The sequence below is a fragment of the Escherichia sp. WS1265 genome (assembly GCF_046487585.1).
In the GTDB taxonomy this organism is placed as follows: Bacteria; Pseudomonadota; Gammaproteobacteria; order Enterobacterales; family Enterobacteriaceae; genus Escherichia; species Escherichia coli.
In genome coordinates this window covers 1-2,207 of record NZ_JBJQJE010000067.1, presented here as the reverse complement: position 1 = coordinate 2,207, position 2,207 = coordinate 1, and the positions used below count along the sequence as shown (strand labels likewise).

General features: G+C 55.2%; 1 protein-coding gene. It reads left to right on the top strand.

The window, feature by feature from the left end:
* Positions 1–836: 836 nt before the first annotated feature.
* Positions 837–1,826 (top strand): protein rep, encoded by a 990-nt coding sequence (locus ACJHX3_RS24715; protein WP_024136759.1) that lies wholly within the window; start codon positions 837–839, stop codon positions 1,824–1,826.
* The last annotated feature ends 381 nt before the right edge of the window (positions 1,827–2,207 follow it).

The following is a 2,207-nucleotide window of genomic DNA, read 5'->3' as shown; positions in this document are numbered from 1 at the left end:
GTGTCAATGGGGTTGTGGTCTTTTTTGTGGGTTAAAGTGTGGGTGATTGTGTGGGCTGTGTGTTTTGAGTTGTGGGTGATTATGTGGGTCATTGTGTGGGCTGTATGCACGGCATTTTTTTGTTCTCCTAAAACACAGGCACGATAAGCGGCGTACACAAAACGGGGCGTTTCGCTCCGTCGCTTGTGCCAAAGGGGACACCCCTTTGCAACCCTGTGCGGTTCTACGAACCTGGTCAGGACTGCGCCCCGACACCCCGCCAACGCCTCACGGAACGCGAAAAAATTCCGCGTACCGTTCACCGTTCCCTGATTCGTCAAACAGAAAATCGCGGGGGCCCGCGCCTCCGGCGTGGGTTCCGATTTTGTGATTGACGACGGCACGGGAAAAACACTGGGGATGGTGGTTGGTGTCACGCAGTGAGACCAACCACCTGTAAGACGGTTTTTTTTGTTGTTCACAAAATCGGGGTGAAAGTCTGTGGATGAGATGGGTGTAAGTGGGTGGGGTTGGGTGTTTTGGGTTACTGAAAATCCCGCTCAAAATTCAAGCGAATCTCGCGCGCGATCCTTGTATTTATACTTAAGGGATAACTCTAGGATTCAAATTCGCCTCCAGCCCTTGTGCCGCAAGGCCTGAAGGGGGATTTGTCGGAAAATGGTTTTGGAGTTATTCTGTCGGGAGTGGTCGCATTAAAAGCGACCCCCGCAACGAGGGCAATCGTTCGGGGGTGTGACCACCTGTAGGAATTCGAATTGGTGATACGACTAACACAACAGGTGATATGGCAATGATAACACGTCAGATGAGCCATCGCCCACTATCGGGTGGTGCGCATGAAAAACCCTGATCTCCAGAACCTCACGGACTATTCCCCCTCAGATGCGCCCTGGGACGCTCACAGAAGCGTTTCTGATGACGTGGGAGGGATTTACCTGCTTGCAGCCGAATATGAGCGCTACGGGGCGCGTATGGCCCTCTGTGGTGGTTTACTGCGTTTCGGGTGGTCTACCCTCAAGGAAACCGGAGAAACGCGTCTGAGGCTGCGTGAGGCGCATTTCTGCCGTGTCCGGCATTGTCCTGTCTGCCAGTGGAGGCGCTCCCTGATGTGGCAAGCCCGTTTCTACCAGTCCCTGCCGCGTATCGTGGCGGATTATCCCGATGCCCGCTGGATGTTCCTGACTCTGACCGTGCGCAACTGTGCGATCGGGGAGCTGGGCGAGATGCTGAACCGGATGAATGCAGCTTTTCAGCGCATGAAGGTTCGCAAGGAGTTCCGGCCTGTGCAGGGCTGGATACGTACCACGGAAGTCACCCGCGGGAGCGACGGCAGCGCACACCCGCACTTCCACACCCTGATGATGGTGCCGCCTGGCATGCTAAATGGGAAAAGTTACGTCAGGCATGAACGCTGGGTTGAACTCTGGCGGGAGTGTCTGCGGGTCGATTATGACCCGAATGTTGATGTCCGGGCAGTGAAACCTCGTAAGCCGAAGGGCGGCGAATCGCTGGCCTGCGCGACCGCCGAACTGGTGCGCGGTGCGGTGGCCGAAACCCTGAAATATTCCACGAAGCCGGCTGACATGGTGGCCGATCCTGAATGGTTCCTCGAACTGACCCGCCAGACGCACAAGCGCCGCTTTGTGGCGACCGGCGGCGCACTCAAAGACGTGCTGAAACTCGATCAGGAAACTGACGCCGACATGGTGATCGGTGATGATATTTCCGAGGGCGACGATGACGGTTCACGAATCGCGTTCGAGTGGAAAACCGAGGTCAGAAAGTACCGTCGCTCACCGACGAAAGATAAAACTGAATCAGGCTAGCGGGGTGTCGGGGCGCAGCCCTGACCAGATGGCAATTGTGATAGCGTCGCGTGTGACGGTATTACAATTGCACATCCTGTCCCGAAAATTCCCGCCGTTTCTCGGTTTTTTGAGCGTCGCAGACCGCACGACAAACGAACCTAAGGTGAGTTTGTATAAGTGCGCACTTCGTGAGATTCCCTGACTGCCAGTTTGTCGATTGCGCGGAACGGCTGCGGCACGAAAACGGCAAAATGATTTACTCGCCGTTTGTGTGGGTTGTTTTGTGGGGTGTCAATGGGGTTGTGGTCTTTTTTGTGGGTTAAAGTGTGGGTGATTGTGTGGGCTGTGTGTTTTGAGTTGTGGGTGATTATGTGGGTCATTGTGTGGGCTGTATGCACG

Bases quoted from the DNA above. Each gene is read 5' to 3' on its own strand.
- ACJHX3_RS24715 (WP_024136759.1), top strand. From the start codon at position 837: ATGAAAAACCCTGATCTCCAGAACCTCACGGACTATTCCCCCTCAGAT.